This is a genomic window from Mycobacterium venezuelense (assembly GCF_054919535.1).
In genome coordinates this window covers 18470-38097 of sequence record NZ_JBONDW010000004.1, presented here as the reverse complement: position 1 = coordinate 38097, position 19628 = coordinate 18470, and the positions used below count along the sequence as shown (strand labels likewise).

Sequence of the window (19628 nt, the reverse complement as noted above, 5' to 3'; positions counted from 1 at the left end):
AAAGCGACAAATCGTCGCTTTAGGTACGGTACTTCGCGGCGCCTTGCATGGCAATGACGCCCTGGCGAGAATCGGCACCCGGGGCAGGAGGTGAACGGCGATGGACGACGGGAGTGCCGACCGGCCCACGCGGCGCCCCGGCGGACGCAATGCCCGCGTGAGAGCGCAGATTCTCGCCGCGACGGCAGAGCTCGTCGCGCGGGACGGCATCGCGGGCTTCCGCTATGAGGAGGTCGCCGAGGCCGCAGGCGTGCACAAGGCCAGCGTTTATCGCAACTGGCCCGACCGCGAGGAGTTGGTGGTCGAAGCCCTGCTGCGTTATGCCGAAGAACTCGCCTCGGTCGCCGATACCGGCGACATCCACCGGGATCTGGTCGACTTCCTGGTGGCCCTGGCCGGTGGCCTGGAAACGCCGTTCGGGCGGACGCTCGAACAGGTCATCCAACCCGCCCGCGAACGCTCCACGGTTCAGGTGCTGTCGAGAATTCTCGACGAGCGTGTGGCCGCGATGCGGCAGCGCGTGGACCTCGCCGTCGACCGTGGCGAACTTCCCCCGGTCGACAGCGCCTTCCTCGGCGAGATGATCTCCGGCCCAGTGCATCTCATCGTCAACCGGGGAATGCGCCCATTCACCCGCGCGGACGCCGAGCGCATCGTCGGCGTCGTGCTCGCCGGCATCAGGGCGACCGCTAGTCATCCATCGCGGCGGTGAGTCTTAGACCGCGACCACTCGCACCGACGTGAAACGTCGTCGCGCGATGCGCCATCCTTCGGCGGTTCGGACCAGTTCGTCGTCGTAGAAGCCTGCCGCGTTGACGCCAGAGTTGTTGTCGGAGGCCATGATCAGTGCGTCGACATACGTTCGGGCAGTAGCGGTGTCGCCGTCGACCGCGATGGCGTGGTTGGTCAGCCGGTGCATCGTGTGGCCGGCCATGGCGTGCGCCTCCTCCATGAAGGCCGTGACTTCCTCGACGCTGGACCAGGTGCCGATCTCGCCGTAGTCCAGCGCGCAGTCTGCGGTGAACACCGTGCGGAACAGCGGCCAGTCCCTGCGGTCGATCCCGGTCGCGTACCGCACGAGCACATCGGTTATCTCTTCACGGTCGCTCATGGCTGATCTCCGTTCGGTGTACGGCGGTATCGAGCATCTACGCCGAGGACCGCAGTCACCAGCAGGTTTGGATCCTCGGCGTAAGGCTATTTCGGCTGGCCGACCGTGAACTCGAACTCCGCGACTCCCGCGACGCCGCCGGACACCACGTCGCCGGGTTGCATCGGACCCACGCCGGCGGGTGTCCCGCTGAAGATCAGATCGCCGGGTGCGAGGTCGACGGCCGTCGAGATGGCGCTGATGACTTCGGGCACCGACCAGATCAGGTCCTTGAGATCGCCCTGCTGCTTCAGGTCGCCGTTGAGCCGCAGCCAGATCTCGCCGCTGTCCGGATGGCCGACGGCGCCGACCGGATGGAGCGGAGTGCACGGCGCCGACGCGTCGAAACCCTTCGACCAATCCCACGGCCGGCTCAGCTTCTTGGCCTCGTCCTGCAGATCCCGACGGGTCAGGTCCACGCCGACGCCATAACCCCAGACGAGGCTCAGCGCGTCCGCCGGTGGCACGTCGCGGCCCCCCGCTCCGATCGCAACGACGAGCTCGATCTCATGGTGAAACGACGAGGTCAGCGACGGGTACGGTACCGTGCCCGCGGCGTCGATCACGGCGTCGGCCGGCTTCATGAAGAAGAACGGCGGCTCGCGGTCGGGGTCTTTGCCCATCTCCCTGGCGTGCGCGGCGTAGTTACGGCCGACGCAGAACACCCGCCGGATCGGGAACCGCTCCGGGCCCGTGCTCACGGGCAGTGACGCTTGCGGTGGTGGAGGTATGACGAACTCGGTCACGGTGACCATCTTGCCGGTCGCGTGCTCGGCGAAAAATCGGGTTGCCGCGGTCGCCTATCCTGGTTCCAGTGTCGGACCGTCAAGAGCTGCGTGAGCTGCGTGCGCGTCTCGATGGCCTGACCTTCCGAGACGCGTCGCGGCTCGGTCGCCGGCTGAGGAATCTTCGCGACGGCAACCTCGACAAGATCGCCGAGCAGATCGCCGAGGCCGAGGCTCTCGTCATCACCCGGCAGGCGGCCGTCCCGAAGATCACCTATCCGGACCTGCCGGTCAGCGAGCGCCGCGACGATCTGGCGAAGGCCATCGCCGAGAACCAGGTCGTGGTCGTCGCCGGCGCAACCGGATCCGGCAAGACGACGCAGCTGCCCAAGATCTGCCTCGAGCTCGGCCGGGGCATCCGCGGCACGATCGGCCACACACAACCCCGTCGGCTCGCGGCCCGTACGGTCGCGCAACGCATCGCCGACGAGCTCGGCACACCGCTCGGTGAGGCCGTGGGCTACACGGTCCGGTTCACCGATCAGGCCAGCGACGCCACGCTCGTCAAGCTCATGACCGACGGCATCCTGCTTGCCGAGATCCAGCGCGATCGGCGCCTGCTGCGCTACGACACGCTGATCCTCGACGAGGCCCACGAGCGCAGCCTCAACATCGACTTCCTCCTCGGCTATCTACGCGAGTTGCTGCCGCGGCGGCCCGACCTCAAGGTCATCGTCACCTCGGCAACGATTGAGCCAGAACGGTTCTCGGCCCACTTCAACGACGCACCGATCGTCGAGGTGTCCGGCCGGACCTATCCGGTCGAGATCAGGTATCGGCCCCTGGAAGTTCCCGTTGCCGTCGACGACACCGAGGACCCGGATGACCCCGACCACGAGATCGTCCGCACGGAGCCACGCGATCAGACCGAGGCCATCGTCGATGCGGTCCGTGAACTGGAGGCCGAGCCACCGGGCGATGTCCTGGTGTTCCTGTCCGGTGAACGCGAAATCCGTGACACCGCAGAGGCTCTGAAGGACCTGCGGAACACCGAGGTGTTGCCGCTCTATGCCCGGTTGCCCACCGCCGAGCAGCAGCGCGTGTTCCAACCGAGCCGCACCAGCCGTCGGGTGGTGCTGGCGACCAACGTCGCCGAGACGTCGCTGACCGTTCCGGGCATCCGGTACGTCGTCGATCCGGGGACCGCCCGCATCTCGCGCTACAGCCGCCGCACCAAGGTGCAGCGGCTGCCGATCGAACCGATTTCACAGGCGTCGGCGGCCCAACGTGCGGGCCGGTCAGGACGTACCGCGCCGGGCGTGTGCATCCGGTTGTACTCCGAGGAAGACTTCGAATCCCGCCCGCGCTATACCGATCCGGAGATTCTGCGCACCAATCTCGCCGCGGTCATCCTGCAGATGGCCGCGCTGCAGCTCGGTGACATTGCGGACTTCCCGTTCTTGGATCCGCCGGACGCGCGCAGTATCCGCGACGGAGTCCAGCTGTTGCAGGAGCTGGGCGCGTTCGACGACGCTGGTGAACTCACCGATGTGGGCCGGCGCCTGTCGCGGCTGCCGCTCGACCCGCGCATCGGGCGCATGATCCTGCAGGCCGACGCCGAAGGGTGCGTGCGTGAGGTGCTGGTGTTGGCCGCCGCGCTGTCGATTCCCGACCCCCGCGAGCGGCCCACCGACCGCGAGGAGGCCGCGCGTCAGAAACATGCCAGGTTCGCCGACGAGCATTCCGATTTCATCTCCTACCTGAACCTCTGGAATTACCTGCGCGAGCAGCGAAACCAGCTGTCGGGCAGCGCCTTCCGGCGGATGTGCCGCGACGAGTTCCTGCATTACCTGCGTATCAGGGAATGGCAGGACCTCGTCGGTCAGCTGCGCAGTATCGCCCGCGATATCGGGATTCGCGAGAGTGATGAGCCCGCGGAACCAGCCAGTATCCATGCCGCGCTCACTGCCGGGCTGCTCTCCCACGTCGGGTTGCGCGAGGGCGAGACACGGGATTACACGGGTGCCCGCAACTCCAAGTTCGTCTTGGCGCCCGGCTCGGTGCTGACCAAGAAGCCGCCACGGTGGATCGTCGTCGCCGACCTGGTGGAGACCAGCAGGCTCTTCGGCCGGATCGCCGCGCGTGTCGAGCCCGAGGCCATCGAGCGGGTGGCCGGCCATCTGGTGCAGCGCACCTACAGCGAACCGCACTGGGACGCCAAACGCGGTGCGGTGATGGCCTTCGAGCGAGTGACGCTCTACGGGTTGCCGCTCGTGCCGCGTCGCCGGGTCGGGTACGCACAGATCGACCCCGTGGTGTCGCGTGAGCTGTTCATCCGTCACGCGCTTGTCGAGGGCGATTGGCAGACGCGCCACCACTTCTTCCGCGACAACGCAAGACTGCGCGAAGAACTCGAAGAGATCGAAGAGCGCGCGCGGCGGCGCGACCTGTTGGTCGATGACGACGAGATCTACGCGCTGTACGACGCGCGTATTCCGGCCGACATCGTGTCGGCCCGCCACTTCGACGGTTGGTGGCGCAAGCAGCGCCACAAGACCCCGGATCTGTTGACCTTCACCCGCGACGATCTGCTGCGCACCGACGACGCCGCCGAGCATCCGAACACCTGGCAGACCGGCGATCTCGAACTGCCGTTGACGTATCGCTTCGAGCCGGGAGCCGAAGATGACGGGGTGACCGTGCACGTCCCGGTGGGCGTGCTGGCGCGACTCGGCGGTGAGGGCTTCGCCTGGCAGGTTCCGGCAATGCGCGAAGAACTGGTCACCGCGCTGATCAAATCGTTGCCGAAAGATCTGCGGCGCAACTTCGTACCCGCGCCGGACACCGCGCGGGCGATCCTTCCCGACCTCGATCCGTCGGCAGGATCTCTGTTGGACGAGGTACAGCGCGAACTCCGCAGGCGCAGCGGCATTCTCGTGCCGATCGACGCATTCGATCTGACCAAGATCCCGAATCATCTGCGGTTGACGTTCGCCGTCGAATCCGCTGACGGCAAAGAGGTGGCCCGCGGTAAGGACATCGACGTGCTGCGTGAGCAGTTGGCGGTTCCCGTCGCGCAGGCTGTCGCCGACGCACTGGGTGGTGACCTGGAACGCACGGGCCTCAAGGTGTGGCCCGACGACCTCGACGAGTTGCCCCGCACCGTCGAGAACGTCAGTGGCGGGCATACCGTGCGCGGCTACCCGGCATTCGTCGACACCGGGAAAGCCGTTGACGTCAAGGTGTTTGCCAGCCAGGCCGAACAGGCGGCGGCGATGGGCCCCGGGCTTCGCCGGCTGCTGCGGCTGGCTGCGCCGTCGCCGGTCAAGGCCATCGAACGAGGACTCAGCACGCGCGCCAGGCTGTCGCTCAATGCCAACCCCGACGGGACGCTCGCCGCACTGCTCGACGACTGTGCCGATGCTGCCGCCGATGTGCTGATCCGCAAACCCGTATGGACGAAGGCTGAGTTCACCGGGCTGGTCGAGCGGTCGGCGAAAGAACTCGGACCGACCACGCAGGCCGCGGTGAGCCGGGTCGAGAAGGTGCTGGCCGCCGCGCACGAAGTCGGTATGGCACTGCCCGACAAGCCGCCGGCCGCGCAGGCCGACGCGATCGCCGACATCCGTTCGCAACTGGACCGGCTGCTGTCCAACGGTTTCGTGACGATCGCCGGCGTCGCCCGGTTGGCCGACCTCGTCCGGTACGTCACGGCGGTCGCCCGCCGGCTCGAACGGTTGCCGCACGCGATCGCGGCCGACCGTGAGCGGATGACGCGCGTGCACGCCGTCGAGGACGCCTACGACGATCTGGTGCGTGCCCTGTCGCCTGCGCGGGCCGAAGCCGCCGACGTACGCGAGATCGCCTGGCAGATCGAGGAGTTACGGGTCAGCCTGTGGGCCCAGCAGCTCGGCACCCCACGACCCGTCAGCGAACAGCGGATCTACAAGGCCATCGACGCGGTCACCCGCTAACGGATCGTGTGCTCGATGCGGCCGATGCCGTCGAGCGTCAGCACGAGCGTGTCACCGGGCCGCAGCCAATGCCCCGTCTCCATGCCGCTGCCACCGGGCAGGGTTCCGGTGCCGAAAAGCTCGCCCGGATAGAGCGGTTCGCTGCGGGACGCATGCGCGAGCACGTCGCCGAGACTGTGTTGCATCCCGGCGCTGCGCACGGTGCTGACCACGGAACCGTTGAGCGACACCGACCCGGCGAGGGAATCGACCTGCGGCAGGATTTCGTCGGCGGTGACCGCGGTGTCCGACATCGAACTGGCGAAATGTTTGGACTTCTGCGGCCCGAAACCGCTGAGCATCTCGGGGCGCTGCACGTCGCGCGCGCTGAAGTCGTTGAGCACCACGAACGCACCGATGGCCGCAGTCGCCTCTGCGGGCGTCGCGTTGAAAAGCGGTGCGGCCAAGACGAAGCCGATCTCCAGTTCGAAGTCCAGCGCCTGCGAATAGTCGGGCACCGCCACCGCGGTACCGGTCGGCACGAAGGTTTGAGCGTTCGACATGTAGTAGATGGGCTGCCGGTAGAACAGTGGTTTCGGCTTGAACTGGGGCACCGGCCGCCCCGTGACCCGCTCGAACGCAGACGTCAGACGGTACAGCGCGGGATGGAACCGGCGGATCAGTCCGCGCGCGGCGTCGATGTTGTGCTGCTCGTACAGCATGAAATCGCGAAATGACACCGGCTGGAACGGCAGCAGATACTCACTGTGCTCCAGCTGGCGGTCGGCGGCCTTGACCTGCCAGCCATCGTCGAAGACGTGGCCCCCGAGCGGCGTCAGATCATCACAGGTGATCCAGTTACCCTCCGAGTCAAGCGATTCCACCTGCAAGCCGGTTGATGTGCGGACCCGGCGCAGCTTCACTCGTGACCTCCCGGTTGACGGCGTAGGAAGTTCGTCAGGTAGCCGGCCACCACGTCAGGTTGCTCAAGCCACGGCCAGTGTCCGGCACCGGGAACCGCATGGATCTCGCAGTGCCGAAAGATGCGCCGGTAGTCGTCGGTCTGCTCGAACGGTACATAGCGGTCGTCGGCGCCCCACACGATCAGGACGTTCCTCTCGAAGTCTGCCAGTCGATCGGCATACGGCGCAATGGCATTGGGGCCGGTGGACCGGTATAGCTTGAGCACCGCGTTGGGAGTGCCCTGGGCGAACATGTGCTCGGCGATCGAGGCGAGCGCATCCGGGGGCAACCCGGGATCGCGTGAGGCCAGCACCCTGCGAAGAATGGCCGGACTGCCTATGCGGGTGAGTATCTCGGCCAACACTGGTGTGCGCCACAGCTTGGCGGCGAAGTGGTCGATCACCACGGGAGCGTTGATGAGCGTGATGCTGGCCACCGAGTCGATGTGGTCGGCCGCCCAGGCCAGCGCCCACGGTCCACCGAAGTCGTGCGCGACGAGATGCGCGCGCTGCACGCCGAGTTGCTGCAGCAGCCCATCGAGGTGGGCAGCGTAGGCCGCGACCGTGTAGGGCCACTGGGCCGGCTTGTCGGCCGCGCCGAATCCGGGCATCTCCGGCGCGATGACACAGGCGAATTCAGAGATCGGTCCCAATAGCGCATCCCACCGCGCCCCCGCGTTGTTGCCGTGTACGAACACGACTGTTTCCGGACCGTCCGCGCCGGCGACGAGAACCGGCGACCGCACACCCTCCACGGCCAGCGTGCGGTGTTCAGGAGGGTTGTCCATCAGCGGATACTACGGTCGCACCCCGTCCGACGGACGTTTTCAACCGATCAGCTCGTGCCTTTTGCGATGTGCGGCACCCGATCCGCGTCCGCGCCGTCGAGGACCAATTCGGCGACCCGTGATCGGTGGGCCTCCGCGCTGCCCAACAGTGCCGCATCCGTGGTGGCCCTCTTCAGGTACAGGTGCGCCTGGTGTTCCCACGTGAATCCGATGCCGCCATGCACCTGGATGGTGTCGGCCGCGACCTTGGCGAATGCCGCCGACGCCGTCGCCTGGGCGATGCTTGCCGCGAGCGCGGGATCGTCAGTGCCAGCGGTCAACGCCCACACCGCGTGATGCGCCGTCGACCGGGCGTGCTCGAGGTCGACCAGACAGTCCGCCAGCCGATGCTTGACGGCCTGGAACGATCCGATCGGCCTGCCGAACTGCAACCGCGACTTCGCGTACGCGACCGACAGATCGAGCAAATGCTGTGCGGCGCCGACCTGTTCGGCTGCCAGCAGTGCCGAGGCGACCTGAAGGGCATGCGTGATGATCCGCTCGGCCTCGTCGGGCCCGGCCAGCAACTGTGCGGGCGCCTGCGCGAATTCGAGATTGGCTTGCGGCCGGGTCAGGTCGAGCGTGACCAACGGCGCGCGGTGCACGTCGGACGCGTCGACGGCGTACAGCGCAACGCCGTCGGGTCCGGTGGCCGCCACCAGGAAGACGTCCGCCGCGTCGCCGTCGACGACGCGCTCCACCGTTCCGGTGAGTCTCCCGTCGCCGACCTTGACGGTCACGAGCGCGGGGTCGAACGCACCGGCGCGGTCGGGCACGGCGAACGCGGCGGTCCGGGTGCCTTCGGCGAGCGTGCCGAGCAGCTCGTCGCGAACCGGGCCTGCCGAGGCGGCGACGAGCGCCGGGATCGAGAGAAACACGGTGCCGAACACCGGTCCGCAAGCCAGGGCCGCGCCGAGCTCCTCGACCGCGATCGCCTGATCGACCAGCGTGCCCCCGGCTCCGCCGTCGCTCTCGGGAACTGCCAGGCCGAGCACCCCGAGCTCGGTACCCAGGCGTGCCCACACTTTCGGATCGAAACGGGGTTCGGATTCCATGAGCGTCCGCACGGTCTGCTCATCGAAGTTCTCGCCGCAGAATTTGCGCACCGCCGCCCGCAGCTGAACCTGCTCATCGGTGAACGTGAACTCAGCCTCAGCCACTTCAATGGGCTGATCCGCAAGCTCCTCAGCCACTTCAATGGGCTGATCCGCAAGCTCCTCAGCCACGCGGGATCTCCTTCCACGCCACACCAGCATCCGCCCGCAGATCACCGGGCAACCCGAGGATCCGTTCGCCCAGAATGTTGCGCATCACCTCGGATGTGCCCCCTTCGATGGTGTTGGCTTTGCTGCGCAGGAAGCGTTGCTGGATGGGACCGCGCCAATCTGCGCCGTCGCCCTCGCCCATGCCGTAGCCGTGGTAGAGAATGCCTTCCGGCCCAAGCAGATCCATGCACCACTGGTAGATGTGCTGGTTGAGCTCGGCGCCGACGAGTTTGCCGATCGAGCCCTCCGGACCGGGCCCACCGACGGTGGCCGCCGCGCGCGACCGTTCGGCGGTCAGCCGTTGAGCCTCCGAGCGCAGCCACAGCTGCGTGAGCCGGTCCCGTAACACCGGAGTGTGGAGATCGGGGCGGGAAGCCCACAGTGCCACGGCATCTGAGATGGTGCCTGCGCCGCGCCGGTTGCCGCTGCCGCCGAGTGCGCTGCGCTCGTTCATCAGTGTCGTCATCGCGACGCGCCAGCCGTCACCCACCTCGCCGAGCCGGTGCGCATCGGGGATCCGGGCGTCGGTCAAGTAGACCTCGTTGAACTCGGCCTGGCCGGTCAGCTGTCGCAGCGGCCGGGTCTCGACGCCCGGTGCGTGCATATCCAGCACGAAGTACGTGAGGCCTTTGTGTTTGGGCACATCGGGATTGGTGCGGGCCAGCAGCAGGCCCCAGCGGGCCCGGTGCGCGAGGCTCGTCCACACCTTCTGCCCGTTGAGCACCCAGTCGTCGCCGTCCCGCACGGCCGAGGTGGCCAGCCCCGCCAGGTCGGACCCGGCGCCCGGTTCGGAGAATAGCTGGCACCAGATGTGTTCGGTGCTGGCCAGCGGCCGCAGCCAGGACCGCTTGAGCTCCTCGGACTGTGCGTGCTCACGCACGGTGGGTGCGGCCATGCCGTAGCCCATCGGGTTCAGGCCCAGCGGCACGGGCCCACCCGCACCCTGCAGGATGCGGTCGGCCACGGCCTGCAGACCCCGCGAAACCCCGAGGCCGCCCAGACCCTGCGGGAAGTGCACCCAGGACAGGCCGGCGTCGTAGCACGCGGCCAGATACTCGGGGATCGGAACTTTCTGCGGGTCGTGGTCTGCCACGACCCGGCGGGCGAGGTCGGCGACCCGGTCCGCATCAGCGACGCTGCTCATCCAGTCACGATAAGGAACGGGTGCCGGGCCCCGGCCACGAGGGCACCCTAGGCCGCGTTCTCCGCCCGCGCGTCACTCAAAGCGTCGCTCCACCAGAGCAATTCGGATACCAGCAGATCCAATTTGGCGTCGAGCGACGAGAATAGCGACGGGTCGTAGCTCGGCGCGGTCATCGCGGGCACCAGTACGTCGGGGAGGATGTGCACCGCCGGGCGGATCGGCGCCATGCCGAGTTCGATCGAGACGGTCCGCAACTGCTCGACCACGCGGGCCCCGCCCACGTTTCCCCACCCGACGAACGCGACCGGCTTGCGGTCCCACTCCACGTACAGGTGGTCGACGGCGTTCTTGAAGACGCCGGTGTAGCCGTGGTTGTACTCGCCGGTGAGCACGACGAACGCGTCGGCCGCGTCGATCCGCCTGCCGAACGCCGCGACGGCCTCGGTCGCGTACTGCCGCGGCGTGTAGAGCGGGGCGGGCCCGTCGAAGCTCGGCAGGTCGTGATCGCGCATGTCGACGACGTCGACCTCGATCCCAGGACGGCGCAGGTGTTCGGCGACCCACGCCGCGGGCCGGTCGGCGAACCGGTCCTGGCGCGTGCTCGTGAGGATCACCGCGATTCTGGTCATGAAGACATCCTTTCAGAAGTGGGGATAGCTCCCCGGTTAGTCGGACGCTATCGTAACGGGGAGCCATCCCCACTTATTTCCGCAGGAGGAATCTATGCGCACCGATGCGGCACGCAACCGGTCGACGGTGCTCGACGCCGCCGAGCGGGTCTTTGCCGAACAGGGCCTCGACGCCTCGCTCAACGAGATCGCACGGCGGGCCGGCATCGGGAACGCGACGCTGTACCGGCATTTCGCGACCCGCGGCGCGCTCGTCGACGAGCTGTTCGAGCGGCAGATGGAGCAGTACGTGGCGACGGCCGAGCGGGCCTCGGTCGCCGACGATCCGGGGTCGGCGTTCCGCGAGTGTGTGACGGCGACGTGTGAGTTGCAGGCGGCCAACCGCGCGCTGGCCGATCTGCTGGTGTCGACGCAGCCGGTGTCGCCGGCCGTCGACGCGCTCCGCCGTCGCCAGTACGCGGCGATCGCGACCGTGGTGGAACGCGCGGTGGCCGCCGGCGCGGTGCGGGCAGACCTGCGCCCCGCCGATGTCGCGGTGCTGTTGATCGCGAACGCGGGACTGATCGGGCGGACTGTCGACGATGCACCCGGTGCGACCGCGCGGTTGGTCGCGCTGTGGCTCGACGGAGCGGCAGGTTCGGGAATCGCTCCGCCGGCGCCCGCCGAAGCGGAGATCAGTCGCGCGTTGCGGAGGTAGCCTCACCGATCGTGGACCGCAAGCGCGTGGTGATCGCCGGGTTGGGAGACACCGGTGTGCTCACCGCGATCCGGTTGGCCCGCCGCTTCGATGTCGTGGGCATCTCGGTGAACCCCGGTCTGGTCAGCGGTCAGGAACTGGGCGCGCGGCTTGCCCGTCCGGATGACTGGGTGCGTGACTACTGGATCGGATTCGACCGGTTCCGCGCACTCGACGGCGTCGGCACGGTGCACGGAACGTTGACCGGAGCCGACCTCGTCGCCCGCGCAGTAAGCATCGAGGACGCACAAGGGAATCCGCGGTCCGAACATTACGACGCCCTGATCATCGCGACCGGCGTGACGAACGGCTTCTGGAGACGGGCCGTCCTGCAGTCGGCCGCTGATGTCGATGCCGGGCTGCGGGCAGCGCACGATCGGGTCGGCGGATCGCGGTCGGTCACAGTCATCGGCGGCGGTGCGGCCGCTGTGAGCAGTGCGGCAAACCTCGCCATCCGGTGGCCGGGCACCGCGGTCGGCTTGTACTACCCGGGTGAATACCTTTTGCCACAGCATCATTGGCGAGTTCGACGACGTATCGAAAGCAGGTTGGCCGCCGCGGGCGTGACACTACATCCCGGCCATCGCGCGGTCGTGCCCGACGGATTCGACTGCGACGCCATCACCGCGGAGCCGGTCCACTGGAGCACCGGACAGCCACCCGTGCGCGCCGATGCCGTGCTGTGGGCGATCGGCCGGGTCCGGCCCAACACGAGCTGGCTACCGGTCGACATTCTCGACGAGAACGGATTCGTGCGGGTGGCGCCCGACTTGCAGGTCCCGGGTGCACCCGGGGTGTTCGCGATCGGCGACGTCGCGGCAACCGATCCGCTGCGATCCTCGGCTCGCAACCGAGCGGACGGCGTGTTGGCACACAACGTCGCCGCGTACTTCACCGGCGGCCGGATGCGGGCGTACCGGCCGCCCGCGACCCGTTGGGGTTCGGTGCTCGGCGTCCTGCCGGATGGTCTGGAAGTGTTCGCGCCGAACGGATATGCCTTTCGGTTCCCGGCGTGGTCGATCGACCGAATCCTGCAACCGTGGATCGTTCGGCGTGCGATCTACCGGGGCGTGCGAGATCAGTACATGGTCACCAGGGGCTGATCGGCAGGCACCACGTAGGTGGACAGCATGAGCGTGCGAACCGTGCCGACGTTGTGGGCGTTGTGGATCACCCCTGCCGGGATCAGGAACGGGTCGCCGCTGTGCAGGTGCTGGGTCGGTCGATCGTCGAAGACCATGTCGACGTCGCCCTGGACGATGTAGCCGATCTCGGGGCCGGGATGGCTGTGGCGGCCGGACTCCTTACCGACCGGAATCTCGAACCGGGTCTGGACGATCTCGAAACCGGGTGTCGGAGCAGGCGTTCGCTGCAGCTCCGTGCGCGATACGCCCGCGGTGGGGCCATCGGATCCGTTGTCGGCGTGCGCGACCGGGGCCGCAAACACGGCGGTGGTCATGAGCGTCAGTGCGGCGAGTTTGATCGAGGTGCGCGTCATGCCTCCATCCCAGCCGTCATCCGCGATCAAGTCCAACGATCGTTATCGATCTTCTTCATCTCCAACAGTGATGACTATGGTTGGATCGCGGCGGCGGCGTCGAGCAGTGTCTGCGCCAACCGTGCGGTGGCAGGCGTCAACTGCTCGACGGGTGTCGACGCGAGATACACCTGCCAGATAACGGGATTGGCGAGGTCGATCGACGTGAGCTCGGCGAATCGGCGCGCCTCCGAGATCGGCATGAACGACGTTCCCAACCCGTTGCCGACGAGGTCGGCGATGGCCGCGAACCCGGCGGGCACCTCGTACTGGGTGTGCGCCTCGACGCCTGCGGCGCGGAACGCGTCGTCCATCAAACGCCGCAACCCGAACTCGGGGGGAAGCCCGACCAGGTCCTCGGCGGCAAGATCACCGAACTCCACCCGCTTCTTGCGTGCGAGCGCGTGATCGCCCCGGCACACGAAGACCATGGGCTCTTCGAACAGCAGGCGCATGTCGAGTTGCGGCGGGAACCGGTTGGGCACCGACACGAGGGCCAGATCCAGTGAGCCCTCGATCAGTGCCGACAGATACGCGGAAGCACCGGACTGGCTGAGGTGCAGTCTGATTCGGACGAACGGATGGGCGCGGTGGAAGTCGCCGAGCGCCCGGGCCACGCTGATGGGACCGAATGAGATGAGCGAGCCGAACTCGACCGTCCCCGACAGGGCGCCGCGATATTCACCAATCGACTCGGCGGCCGCACGGGACGCGCGCACGACGTCGTATGCGTGGGTGAGAAATCGTTCGCCTGCCGCGGTGAGCTTGATCTGCTGGCGGGAGCGGTCGAACAGGTCCACCCCGAGCTCACGCTCCAGCTTCGCGATCGATGTCGACAGGGCCGACTGAACGACGTGGGCGCGATGGGCGGCGCGCGTGAAACTCATTTCGCCCGCCACGGCGATGAAGTGCTCGAGCTGGCGTAACTCCACCTGACCAAGTTATCGCTGATCTAGATCGAAGTCATCAACAACGATCGTTTGACGTGATGGCCGTCGGACCGGTGGGATGAGCCCATGAGCGGTTTCAGCAGACGACAGTTCGGCCTCATGGCGACCGTCGCCGCAGGTGCGGCGACCCTGGCGGCATGCACGTCACAGAACGAGACGCCCGGCGCCGCCACGGAGGCGCCGCCGGCGCCGACGCACACGTTGAACCCGGTCAAGCAGGTGAAGGCCGGCGACCTCAACGTCGGTTACACCGAGGCGGGCCCAGCCGACGGCACGCCGGTGATCCTGCTGCACGGATGGCCCTACGACATCCACAGCTATGCCGACGTATCGGCCGATCTCGCCGATCAGGGTTTCCGGGTCATCGTGCCGTTTGCTCGGGGATTCGGATCAACGCGCTTCCTTTCCGGCACCACCGTGCGTAACGGCCAGCAGGCCGCACTGGGCAACGACGTCATCGCATTCATGGATGCCCTGAACATCCCCAAGGCCATCCTCGGTGGTTACGACTGGGGCGGACGCACGGCCAATGTCGTTGCCGCCCTGTGGCCGCAACGCGTATCCGGGCTCGTCGCGGTGAGCGGGTACATCGTCGTCAACCTGGCTGCCAACCTGCAGCCACTGGCGCCTGAAGCCGAACTCGGCTGGTGGTATCAGTACTACTTCGCAACCCCGCGCGGCGAACTCGGATACCGGCAGAACACCAAGGAGTTCAACCGGCTCATCTGGACCAGAGCTTCACCGCTGTGGAAATTCACCGACGCCACATACGATCTCACCGCGGCCTCGTTCGACAATCCCGATCACGTCGACATCGTGGTGCACAACTACCGGTGGCGCCAGAGCCTGGCACCCGGCGAAAGCCGGTTCGACGCAGACGAAAAGCGGCTGGCCGGCAAGCCCCCGATCACCGTGCCGACCATCACGATCGGCAGCGACTTCGACGGCGCCGCCAAAGACGGTGCCGGCTACCGTAAGCTCTACACCGGCCGCTACGAACACCGCGTGCTCGACGGCATCGGGCACAACGTGCCGCAGGAGGCCCCTGACCAATTCGCAAGCGCCGTGGTCGATGTCAGGTCGATGGGCGCGCGCTGACCCTCAGCGCGGCTGAACGGCGGGTAACGGCAGCGCTTGCGCGGGTAGGACCGCGGGCTGCGTTGCCACGCCGGGCACCGGCGCGACGGGCGCAGGAACCCCGGGCGCCGGTACTGCTGGCGCAGCCGCAACCGGCGGAGTGACACCCACGCCGAGGACCCTCAGCATGTCGGCCTTCATGGCCTGCAGCTGCGCACCCCAGTAGTTCCAGTTGTGCGTCCCGTTGGGCGGGAAGTTGAACACCGCATTGCGGCCACCGGCGGCGACGTACTTCTGCTGGAATTCCTTGTTGCTGTTGACCGTGATGTTCTCCAGGAACTGTGCGCTGTACAGCTGGCCGAAGTCGCCTGCCACGTCGAGGTCGCCGGGCGTGCCGTTGCCGCAGTACACCCACACCGCGGTGTTGTTGGCCACCAGCCGATTGATGTTGACCGTCGGATCGTTGCGCCGCCAGGCCGGGTCGTTGGACGTACCCCACATGTCGGTGGCGTTGTAGCCGCCCGCGTCCTTCATGGCGAAGCCGATCATGGTGGGCCACAAACCCTGTGACGGGTTGAGGAAGCCCGACAGCGCACCGGCGAAGATGAACTGATACGGATGCCAGATCGCGAGGTTGAGTGCCGCGCCGCCCGACATCGACAGCCCGACGACGGCATTACCGGTCGGCGCGACACCACGGTTGGCGGCCAGCCACGCCGGAAGCTCCTGGGTCAGGAAGGTTTCCCACTTGTAGGTTGTGACGCCCGCGCTGCCCGCCGCGGGCCGATACCAGTCGGTGTAGAAGCTGGACTGGCCGCCGACGGGCATCACCATCGAGATCCCGGATTCGTAGTACCACTCGAATGCCGCGGTATTGATGTCCCAGCCGTTGGCGTCGTCCTGGGCGCGCAGGCCGTCGAGCAGGTACAGCGCGTGCGGTCCACCACCCTGGAACGTGACCTTGATGTCGCGACCCATCGCCGCGGAGGGGATCTGCAGGTACTCGACCGGCAACCCCTCCCGCGAATACGCCGCCGCACCGGGAAGTGGTCCGGCCACGCTCAGCGCGGGCAGCATCAGCGCGGCCGCCGCAATGGCCGCAACGCGGCGTGACAATCGTCCGAGGGCCCTCCGATTCACACCGGGCACGCTAACAACGCGCGCAACGCGACCTCTGGGGCCGCGCCTGCCGTAACCCCTCTGTTATGAAGGCGATTCAGTTCTGATGCCGTTTGTTCCGGTCCGCCGCCACTCGCGTGGCGATACGCCATGTGTCCGGCGGAACTGGCGGCTGAAGTAGCCCGCATCGACCATGCCCACGTGCCTGGCCACCTCGGCGACCGGCAGATCGGTCTCGGCGAGCAGTTCACGCGCCCGGCTCATTCGCCGCTCGACGATCCACTCGCCGACCGTGCGCCCGGTACGCCTGCGCACGAGTGTGGTGAGATGACCGGCCGTCATCCCGACCGCGCCGGCGACATCGCGCAGTGACAGGGGTTCGGCCAGCCGACGGTCGATCACCGTGAACACCTCGGCGAGCAGCGGCTCGCCACTGCGCCGCAGATCGCCGACGACATCTTCGGCCAGCCGGGCGAGATCGATCAGCAATATGGTCAGGTAGGCCAGCATGGCTTGCCGATAGGCCGGACGGCGTCCGGTGAGCTCCACCTCGATGGCATAAATCATGTTGTGCCACAAGGGCTGTCGCTCGACGGGGACATCCAGCTGCAACAGCCCGCCGATCTGGCCGTGGATGAACGGGAACAGCAGCGGATGCGCCTGCCACGCCGGCCAGGGCGAGTTCGCGTCATGTCCCAGTGCCGCGGGATCGAAGTACACCCCGACGCCTTCGGACTCGGCGGTCAGCCGTCGCGGGTCGATCACCTCGCCCGCGGCAACCACGTAGACGACACCCTCGTCGTGGACATACCAGAGCACCGGAAAATCGTGGATGTGGGGACCGTGCTCGACCAGGTCCCCGCGGAGGCCGCGGGCCACCGAGACCGGCGGTGCCTCACGGTCGGTCCAGTAGCGGTAGACCGGGATGCCGTCGCGGTGACGTACCAGGCGAGGCGGATCAGGCATGCCCAAAAGATAATCCCAATATTGCCGATCATCACCCCACTACGGCTGAATCCGCACTTGGATGATGGAGATCATGACCGAATATCATCCACATTTCGTCGGTAACCGGCACGACTACCTGCCCGCCGCGGGTCATGACGCGTTGCTGCCTGCCTACGATCTGCTGACTCGCGTACTGGGTATGGGCCGGGCCTACGCCGCGCTGATCGAGCATGCCGATCTGCAGCCCGGGCAGCGGGTTGTCGAAATCGGGTGCGGCACCGGCAACCTCACGACGCGGGCCAAACGCTCATCTCCGGCGACCGATATCACCGGCATCGACCCCGATCCACGAGCGTTGCGCCGCGCGCAGCGAAAGGCGAAGGGTATGAGCGGTATCCGCTTCGAGCACGCCTATGCTCAGCGGCTGCCGTTCGGCGACGGCGAGTTCGACCGGGCGCTGTCGTCGATGATGTTGCACCACCTCGACGATGCGACGAAGGCAGCTGCGGCCGCCGAACTCTTTCGCGTGCTCAAGCCCGGCGGGCTGCTGCACATCGTCGATGTGCGTGGCGATGCCATACCGGGCGTGTTGGAGGCAGCCGGATTCGATTGCACCACAGTGAAATCAGAACGCCATCGCATCATCGGGCCGATCACGTACTATCGTGCGACGCATCCGCATTGAACGCGACCGGGTCGGCCAGCGGGATGAGCAGGCTCGACGGTGATTGTCCCCCCTGGCTGACCTGGTAGACGCCGCCGGCGAGCGCTGCGCGCGCCGGCTTGGTGGGAACCAGATGCGGAAAGTCGTAGGTCGTGAGGGTCAGCCTCAGCCGATGCCCGGGTTCGATCAGCGCTGCGGTGGGGAAGATGTCGAGGTCATAGCGCGTCAGCTCGGCGGGCACCACGGGTTGGGCCGCCGCACGGGTGCTCAGATGCTGCGGCCGCAACACCGTTCCGTCGGGTAGGTACCAGGTCGCCTCCGGGTCGAGCGCGCGGTGCGATCCCAACAGCGCGCCCTGCGTCACCGGTCTGCTGACACCCTCGGGCGACACGTCGTCCAGATATGCCACCCACAGCGTCTCGGCAGTGTTCGCGCTGGCGAACAACGTCAACGTGATCGGCCCTGCGATCAATCGCGCCGAGCTGTATTCCGGCGTCGTGTAGGTCAGCGCCTCGCGCTGCATCCGGCTGTGGTCGAGGTCGTAGCGAATCTGCCTGCCGGTCTGGGACGCCATGAAACTGCCCATGCCGAGGCTCCACTGCTCGAGGCTGCGTCCCGACATCGGTCCGCGTGCGGTGTAGCGCAACGGCGCCTCGCTTCGCTCGGCGGCGGCCTCGGTGAGCAAGCCGCCGCCTTCGGCGAGGTACAACCGCGTGGGTTTTGCCTCGGGGAACGGATACTCCCTCGTGTGGAACCAGTGGGTGTTACCGATGGCCTGGAATCGCAGCGGTGGCCCGGTAACCGCGGCGTCGTCTGCGTCTTTGAGCCACCGGTCGAACCACCGCAACTGCAGCGCGTGCAGGTGCAGCCCGTCGAGATCGGATACGTGGTACCAGGGGCCCATCATCAACTGGAACTTCTCCGACACCGGCTGGCCGGGCTCCATCGGGGCGTTGGGCGGCCGGCCCGCGTACGCGTTCTGCAGTGCGGTGTAGTTCAGCGGCGCACCGCGCTGAAACGCGTCGTGCCATCCGCCGACCAGGAACACCGCGACGTCGTTCTCGACGATCTTGGGCAACACGTCACTGGCGCGCATGGTGTCCCAGAACGGGCCGTCGAACGCGGTGTCCCCGCCCTGCGCGGCGTCGGCGGTCATGGTGCGGAAGTACGTTCTCTGGTCGCGGCCACGTTGGCGCACCGCGGCCAGGCCACCGGCGCGGGGGCGATCATGGCTGCCGCGCTTGGCGAATTCGAGCGCCGGATTGACGACGTTGAGCAGCGAGTACACCGCGCCGTACGCCCGGACCGTGCGCATGTGCGGCACGCCGCCCATCGTCACGACGTCGCGGTAGAAGTCGTTGGCTGCCATGACCGGGAAGATCGCTTTGAGCGGTGAATCCGGGCCGACCGCGGCCGCGGTGAGCAGCTGGTTGATCGCGAGGTAGGAGATGCCGAACATCCCGACGCGGCCGTTGGAGTTCGGCAGTTTGGCCGCCCAGTTGACCAGGTCCACCCCGTCGGTGACCTGCTCGACGCCCAACATCTCGAACGATCCGCCGGATACGCCGGTGCCGCGGACGTCGGCCATGACCTCGATGTAGCCGCGCCGGATGAGGTAACGGGTGGCACCGCCGCCGATCTGTGCGGCGGGTGGCGGGGCCTTCTTTCCGTACGGGGTGATCGACAACAGCACCGGGAACGGGCCTGCGGCGGGCCTGCCGGTCTCGGGATCGGAGGGGTAGTGGACGTCGGCTCGCAGGACCGTTCCGTCGGACGTGGGAACCGCGACGTTGTGGTGTATGCCGACGCCGTAGCGCGCTGGTCCGGGTGTCCACTCGGGTTGCAGCGGCGACGGGCTTCTCTTGAGGGTGCGCGTAGCGGCCCAGCCGACGATCGCTTTCTCGCGCCATGCCTGCAATTTGTTCGCCATGGGTCTCCCTTG

The 19628-nt window shown here is 67.3% G+C and carries 18 protein-coding genes; 6 read left to right on the top strand and 12 right to left on the bottom strand.

What is annotated here, in order from left to right; genetic code table 11:
* Positions 1-100 precede the first annotated feature (100 nt).
* A complete protein-coding gene (locus ACRCUN_RS07520) occupies positions 101-712 on the top strand; it encodes a TetR/AcrR family transcriptional regulator (RefSeq protein WP_462141014.1) in 612 nt (203 codons plus the stop codon).
* Between the two features lie 3 nt (positions 713-715).
* Here the strand turns inward: ACRCUN_RS07520 and ACRCUN_RS07515 are convergent, their stop codons facing one another.
* Positions 716-1111 (bottom strand): nuclear transport factor 2 family protein, encoded by a 396-nt coding sequence (locus ACRCUN_RS07515; protein WP_462141013.1) that lies wholly within the window; start codon positions 1109-1111, stop codon positions 716-718.
* An 86-nt stretch (positions 1112-1197) separates the two neighbouring features.
* On the bottom strand, positions 1198-1896 hold the full coding sequence (locus ACRCUN_RS07510; protein WP_462141012.1) for a fumarylacetoacetate hydrolase family protein: 699 nt from the start codon (positions 1894-1896) through the stop codon (positions 1198-1200).
* Between the two features lie 68 nt (positions 1897-1964).
* Between ACRCUN_RS07510 and hrpA the strand changes: the two genes are divergently transcribed.
* Positions 1965-5849 carry an ATP-dependent RNA helicase HrpA gene (gene hrpA / locus ACRCUN_RS07505; RefSeq protein WP_462141011.1) on the top strand — a complete coding sequence of 1295 codons (3885 nt, stop codon included), beginning with the start codon at positions 1965-1967 and terminating at the stop codon, positions 5847-5849.
* Here hrpA and ACRCUN_RS07500 read toward each other — a convergent pair.
* The 5 genes from ACRCUN_RS07500 to ACRCUN_RS07480 are packed head-to-tail and all read right to left on the bottom strand — an operon-like array spanning position 5846 to position 10655.
* Positions 5846-6751: a fumarylacetoacetate hydrolase family protein gene (locus ACRCUN_RS07500; RefSeq protein ID WP_462141010.1), complete on the bottom strand. Its 906-nt coding sequence runs from the start codon at positions 6749-6751 to the stop codon at positions 5846-5848. The two genes, hrpA and ACRCUN_RS07500, sit on opposite strands and share 4 nt — an antisense overlap.
* Complete coding sequence (locus ACRCUN_RS07495; RefSeq protein ID WP_462141009.1) at positions 6748-7578, bottom strand: alpha/beta fold hydrolase; 831 nt, start codon at positions 7576-7578, stop codon at positions 6748-6750. Before ACRCUN_RS07495 ends, ACRCUN_RS07500 begins: the two co-directional genes overlap by 4 nt.
* A gap of 47 nt (positions 7579-7625) precedes the next feature.
* Positions 7626-8843: an acyl-CoA dehydrogenase family protein gene (locus tag ACRCUN_RS07490; RefSeq protein ID WP_462141008.1), complete on the bottom strand. Its 1218-nt coding sequence runs from the start codon at positions 8841-8843 to the stop codon at positions 7626-7628.
* Positions 8836-10026 (bottom strand): acyl-CoA dehydrogenase family protein, encoded by a 1191-nt coding sequence (locus ACRCUN_RS07485; RefSeq protein ID WP_462141007.1) that lies wholly within the window; start codon positions 10024-10026, stop codon positions 8836-8838. The genes ACRCUN_RS07490 and ACRCUN_RS07485 overlap by 8 nt, the downstream gene beginning before the upstream one ends.
* 47 nt (positions 10027-10073) lie before the next feature.
* Positions 10074-10655 (bottom strand): NADPH-dependent FMN reductase, encoded by a 582-nt coding sequence (locus ACRCUN_RS07480; protein ID WP_462141006.1) that lies wholly within the window; start codon positions 10653-10655, stop codon positions 10074-10076.
* A 94-nt stretch (positions 10656-10749) separates the two neighbouring features.
* Between ACRCUN_RS07480 and ACRCUN_RS07475 the strand changes: the two genes are divergently transcribed.
* Together ACRCUN_RS07475 and ACRCUN_RS07470 are read left to right on the top strand one after the other, a co-directional pair.
* A complete protein-coding gene (locus tag ACRCUN_RS07475; protein ID WP_462141005.1) occupies positions 10750-11352 on the top strand; it encodes a TetR/AcrR family transcriptional regulator in 603 nt (200 codons plus the stop codon).
* Between the two features lie 11 nt (positions 11353-11363).
* Positions 11364-12494, top strand: a complete 1131-nt coding sequence (locus ACRCUN_RS07470) for an FAD-dependent oxidoreductase (protein ID WP_462141004.1) — start codon at positions 11364-11366, stop codon at positions 12492-12494.
* On the opposite strand, the gene ACRCUN_RS07465 is transcribed toward ACRCUN_RS07470, so the two are convergent.
* Positions 12470-12889, bottom strand: a complete 420-nt coding sequence (locus ACRCUN_RS07465; protein ID WP_462141003.1) for a cupin domain-containing protein — start codon at positions 12887-12889, stop codon at positions 12470-12472. The two genes, ACRCUN_RS07470 and ACRCUN_RS07465, sit on opposite strands and share 25 nt — an antisense overlap.
* 74 nt (positions 12890-12963) lie before the next feature.
* Positions 12964-13860, bottom strand: a complete 897-nt coding sequence (locus ACRCUN_RS07460) for a LysR family transcriptional regulator (protein ID WP_462141002.1) — start codon at positions 13858-13860, stop codon at positions 12964-12966.
* 84 nt (positions 13861-13944) lie between these two features.
* Here ACRCUN_RS07460 and ACRCUN_RS07455 point away from each other — a divergent pair, with 84 nt between their 5' ends.
* A complete protein-coding gene (locus ACRCUN_RS07455) occupies positions 13945-14976 on the top strand; it encodes an alpha/beta fold hydrolase (RefSeq protein ID WP_462141001.1) in 1032 nt (343 codons plus the stop codon).
* 3 nt (positions 14977-14979) lie between these two features.
* Here ACRCUN_RS07455 and ACRCUN_RS07450 read toward each other — a convergent pair whose 3' ends face one another.
* Together ACRCUN_RS07450 and ACRCUN_RS07445 are read right to left on the bottom strand one after the other, a co-directional pair.
* Positions 14980-16032 (bottom strand): esterase family protein, encoded by a 1053-nt coding sequence (locus ACRCUN_RS07450; protein ID WP_462141336.1) that lies wholly within the window; start codon positions 16030-16032, stop codon positions 14980-14982.
* 126 nt (positions 16033-16158) lie between these two features.
* Positions 16159-17040, bottom strand: a complete 882-nt coding sequence (locus tag ACRCUN_RS07445; RefSeq protein ID WP_462141000.1) for a helix-turn-helix transcriptional regulator — start codon at positions 17038-17040, stop codon at positions 16159-16161.
* Positions 17041-17113: 73 nt separating this feature from the next.
* On the opposite strand from ACRCUN_RS07445, the gene ACRCUN_RS07440 reads away from it, so the two are divergent.
* Positions 17114-17707: a class I SAM-dependent methyltransferase gene (locus ACRCUN_RS07440; RefSeq protein WP_462140999.1), complete on the top strand. Its 594-nt coding sequence runs from the start codon at positions 17114-17116 to the stop codon at positions 17705-17707.
* Here ACRCUN_RS07440 and ACRCUN_RS07435 read toward each other — a convergent pair.
* Positions 17676-19616: a CocE/NonD family hydrolase gene (locus tag ACRCUN_RS07435; RefSeq protein WP_462140998.1), complete on the bottom strand. Its 1941-nt coding sequence runs from the start codon at positions 19614-19616 to the stop codon at positions 17676-17678. The genes ACRCUN_RS07440 and ACRCUN_RS07435 overlap by 32 nt on opposite strands.
* Positions 19617-19628 lie beyond the last annotated feature (12 nt).

Coding starts and splice junctions, on each gene's coding strand:
- ACRCUN_RS07520 (WP_462141014.1), top strand. CDS start 101: ATGGACGACGGGAGTGCCGACCGGCCCACGCGGCGCCCCGGCGGACGC.
- ACRCUN_RS07515 (WP_462141013.1), bottom strand. CDS start 1,111: ATGAGCGACCGTGAAGAGATAACCGATGTGCTCGTGCGGTACGCGACC.
- ACRCUN_RS07495 (WP_462141009.1), bottom strand. CDS start 7,578: ATGGACAACCCTCCTGAACACCGCACGCTGGCCGTGGAGGGTGTGCGG.
- ACRCUN_RS07485 (WP_462141007.1), bottom strand. CDS start 10,026: ATGAGCAGCGTCGCTGATGCGGACCGGGTCGCCGACCTCGCCCGCCGG.
- ACRCUN_RS07480 (WP_462141006.1), bottom strand. CDS start 10,655: ATGACCAGAATCGCGGTGATCCTCACGAGCACGCGCCAGGACCGGTTC.
- ACRCUN_RS07475 (WP_462141005.1), top strand. CDS start 10,750: ATGCGCACCGATGCGGCACGCAACCGGTCGACGGTGCTCGACGCCGCC.
- ACRCUN_RS07465 (WP_462141003.1), bottom strand. CDS start 12,889: ATGACGCGCACCTCGATCAAACTCGCCGCACTGACGCTCATGACCACC.
- ACRCUN_RS07455 (WP_462141001.1), top strand. CDS start 13,945: ATGAGCGGTTTCAGCAGACGACAGTTCGGCCTCATGGCGACCGTCGCC.
- ACRCUN_RS07450 (WP_462141336.1), bottom strand. CDS start 16,032: ATGCTGCCCGCGCTGAGCGTGGCCGGACCACTTCCCGGTGCGGCGGCG.
- ACRCUN_RS07445 (WP_462141000.1), bottom strand. CDS start 17,040: ATGCCTGATCCGCCTCGCCTGGTACGTCACCGCGACGGCATCCCGGTC.
- ACRCUN_RS07440 (WP_462140999.1), top strand. CDS start 17,114: ATGACCGAATATCATCCACATTTCGTCGGTAACCGGCACGACTACCTG.
- ACRCUN_RS07435 (WP_462140998.1), bottom strand. CDS start 19,616: ATGGCGAACAAATTGCAGGCATGGCGCGAGAAAGCGATCGTCGGCTGG.